This window comes from Sphingomonas sp. (assembly GCF_051962185.1).
In the GTDB taxonomy this organism is placed as follows: Bacteria; Pseudomonadota; Alphaproteobacteria; order Sphingomonadales; family Sphingomonadaceae; genus Sphingomonas.
On record NZ_JBQCCN010000100.1, the window covers coordinates 1 to 3,229 of the forward strand.

Annotated in this window: 5 protein-coding genes; 3 read left to right on the plus strand and 2 right to left on the minus strand. The window is 64.8% G+C overall.

Going from position 1 to position 3,229, the window contains the following annotated elements:
- Together ACTHJR_RS05915 and ACTHJR_RS05920 are read left to right on the plus strand one after the other, a co-directional pair.
- Positions 1 to 358: hypothetical protein (locus tag ACTHJR_RS05915; protein WP_440522200.1), on the plus strand; the 358-nt coding region annotated here is incomplete at its 5' end.
- A 57-nt stretch (positions 359 to 415) separates the two neighbouring features.
- On the plus strand, positions 416 to 643 hold the full coding sequence (locus ACTHJR_RS05920; protein WP_440522201.1) for a hypothetical protein: 228 nt from the start codon (positions 416 to 418) through the stop codon (positions 641 to 643).
- On the opposite strand, the gene ACTHJR_RS05925 is transcribed toward ACTHJR_RS05920, so the two are convergent.
- The gene (locus ACTHJR_RS05925) at positions 591 to 1,391 is read right to left on the minus strand and encodes a CDP-alcohol phosphatidyltransferase family protein (protein WP_440522202.1); all 801 of its coding nucleotides are present in this window, start codon (positions 1,389 to 1,391) and stop codon (positions 591 to 593) included. The two genes, ACTHJR_RS05920 and ACTHJR_RS05925, sit on opposite strands and share 53 nt — an antisense overlap.
- 151 nt (positions 1,392 to 1,542) lie before the next feature.
- On the minus strand, positions 1,543 to 2,262 hold the full coding sequence (locus ACTHJR_RS05930; RefSeq protein ID WP_440522203.1) for a phosphatidylserine decarboxylase: 720 nt from the start codon (positions 2,260 to 2,262) through the stop codon (positions 1,543 to 1,545).
- A gap of 148 nt (positions 2,263 to 2,410) precedes the next feature.
- Between ACTHJR_RS05930 and ACTHJR_RS05935 the strand changes: the two genes are divergently transcribed.
- On the plus strand, positions 2,411 to 3,229 hold an 819-nt coding region (locus tag ACTHJR_RS05935; RefSeq protein WP_440522204.1), incomplete at its 3' end, for an NADP-dependent isocitrate dehydrogenase.

A 3,229-nucleotide genomic window follows, 5' to 3' on the forward strand; every position in this document is an offset into this window, starting at 1 on the left:
TGAGCCTCTGGGAAGCGGACATCCGACATTCGCCGGACACCGGGTTATGATGCTTCCCATGCGGGTTGAGGCGCGCGCCTTAGTCGAGAGCGCGGCGAAAGGCAAGCGCGGTGCGGATCGCGCATCCGGATCGCTCCTCGCCCTCAGCTCGTCGCGACGGCCAAAGGTTGCTCCATCCGGCTCGATCGAGCCACGTTCGATCTCTCTTGCGGGCCAGCGCGTCGATGGGGAGGTGCGCGAGTTCCGCCCATTTTGGCCCATCCGGCTGGGGTATTCCTGCTATGTTCTCTTTTTCCGCTTGACGATCGGAACATCAACAGAACATACAGCGATCATCCACAGGACGGGAACCAAGTGAATCGACGAGCCGTTGATTCAGCGTCGGGTCCCTGATCCGGCCAAAGGGGAAGTCGCAATGTTCACTCTGGTTGCCATCCTGATGTTCGCCGGCGCCCTTACCGCCGCCGCTTATGCCGTTTATTCGACCGTCGTTCCGGCGATGCCAAAGATTCAGGCCGCGCTCGCCGGTCAGGGCGGCGCCTCGATGCTGCCGCCGCTTCCGCCGCGGCGTGCCGCGACGACCTTGCGCGTTACGGTGCGGCCGGTGACGACCCAGCCGACATATTGGCGCGCTGCCGCCTGATTCGGGCATAGCTTGCCGCGCTGAACGGGATCAGCACGAGGTAGACCAGGCAGATCCCGACCAGGGTAGGCCATGGCGCCGAGATCAGCGCGGCCCCGATCGCGACGATGATGGCGAGCGCTTCGAAGCGGATGTTGCGCCGGAGCCGGAACGACCCCCAGCCATAAGTCGCGATGCTGGAAATCATCAGAAACGCGATGAACGCCATCCACGGCGCGACCAGCCAAGGCGAGCGCAACCAAGGCTCGCCGGTGATGAACCACAGATAGAGCGGCAGCATCGCGCCGATCGCGCCGGCGGGCGCCGGAATGCCGGTCAGATAGCCGGCCGCCTTGCGCGGCTGTTCGGTAACGTCGATCTGGGCATTGAACCGTGCGAGGCGCAAGGCGCAGAAGACCGCGAAGAGCAACGCGCAGATCCAGCCGAAGCGCGGCGCGTCGGTCAGCGACCAGAGATAGAGGATCAGCGCCGGGGAGACGCCGAACGAGATCGCGTCGCTCAGCGAATCGAGCTCGGCGCCGAACCGGCTGGTGCCGCGCAGCATCCGCGCGACCTGGCCGTCGACCCCGTCGAGCGCGCTGGCGGCCAGGATCATCACCACCGCCATCTGCCAGTCGCCACCGATCGCGAAGCGCACGCCGGTCAGCCCCGCGCTCAATGCCAGTGCGGTCAGCGCGTTGGGCGTGATGGTCCTGAGCGGCAGGCCATTGGCCGGGCGGCGCAAGCGGCGCGGGCGCGGCTGCCTCATATTCCCTCTCCTGTCGGGAGAGGGAGGGAGCGTCGCGAAGCGGCGCGGAGGGGTGAGGGCAACGATGAGAGCACAACGCTGCCCTCACCCTTTCGCCATGCTTCGCATGGCTCCTTCCCTCTCCCGCTGGGAGAGGGACAGTGAACGCCGTTCACTGCGTGACTCCGCTCATCGGCGCGCCGCCGATCTTGCCGATGATCGTCTCGCCCGCGATCGTGCGCTGGCCGAGGATCACCTGGCAGGTGGTATCGGCGGGCAGGAAAACGTCGACGCGGCTGCCGAAGCGGATCAATCCGACGCGCTGGCCCGGCGCAATCATGTCGCCTTCCTTGACGAAGGCGACGATGCGCCGCGCGACCAGCCCGGCGATCTGGGTGAAGCCGATCAGCCGGCCGTCCTTGCCCTCGACCACGAGATGCTGGCGCTCGTTCTCCTCGCTCGCCTTGTCGAGATCGGCGTTGAGGAATTTGCCCGAAATATAGACGACGCGGCGGATGATCCCGGGAATCGGCGTGCGATTCACATGGACGTCGAACACGCTCATGAAGATCGACACGCGGATCAGCGGCGCCGTACCCAATATGTCGAGCTCGGCCGGCGGCACGACCGGCTGGATCATCGTGATCAGCCCGTCGGCCGGCGCGATCACCAGGCTGTCGTCGCGCGGCGTGACGCGGATCGGATCGCGGAAGAAGGCGGCGACGCCGAGCGTCAGGAACGCCAGCGGCCAGAACAGCACTTTCCAGATGAGCAGCGACAGGATCGTCGCGACGGCGGCGATGATGACATAGCGCCGCCCTTCAGGGTGCATGGCGGGAAAGCGCCACTTGACGGTGGTCGTGCCGATTTCCGGCGGATCGATCGAAGGCATGGGCGCCGTCTATCTGTGTTGCGTTTGCGACACAATGCGCGGGGCACGGGTTAGGCTCCGTCCGGGGTGCCACAAAGGCGCGGCGCTTGACCCCCCTCCCCGCTTGCTCCTAGAGGCCCGCACGAAAACTCCCATCAGGAAAGCGGATATGGCGAAGATCAAGGTGAAGACGCCCGTCGTGGAGATCGACGGCGACGAAATGACGCGGATCATCTGGGAATGGATTCGCGAACGCCTGATCAAGCCGTATCTCGACATCGACCTCGATTATTACGACCTCGGCATCGAGCATCGCGACGCGACCGACGACAAGGTCACCGTCGACAGCGCCAAGGCGATCCAGAAGTACGGCGTCGGCGTGAAATGCGCAACGATCACCCCGGACGAGGCGCGCGTCGAGGAATTCCACCTCAAGAAGATGTGGAAGTCGCCCAACGGCACGATCCGCAACATCCTGGGCGGCGTCGTCTTCCGCGAGCCGATCGTGATCTCCAACGTGCCGCGCCTGATTCCGGGCTGGACCAAGCCGATCGTGGTCGGCCGTCACGCCTTCGGCGACCAGTATCGCGCCACCGATTTCCGCGTCCCCGGCCCGGGCAAGCTGACGATGAAGTGGGTCGGCGACAATGGCGACACGATCGAGGAGGAAGTGTTTCAGTTCCCCTCCTCGGGCGTCGCGATGGGCATGTACAATCTCGACGATTCGATCCGCGATTTCGCCCGCGCCTCGATGCATTACGGCCTCAACCTGAAGTGGCCGGTCTACCTCTCGACCAAGAACACCATTCTCAAGGCCTATGACGGCCGCTTCAAGGACCTGTTCGCGGAAGTGTTCGAGGCCGAGTTCGCCGACAAGTTCAAGGAAGCCGGCATCGTCTACGAGCACCGCCTGATCGACGACATGGTCGCCTCTGCGCTCAAGTGGAGCGGCGAGTTCGTCTGGGCCTGCAAGAATTACGACGGCGAC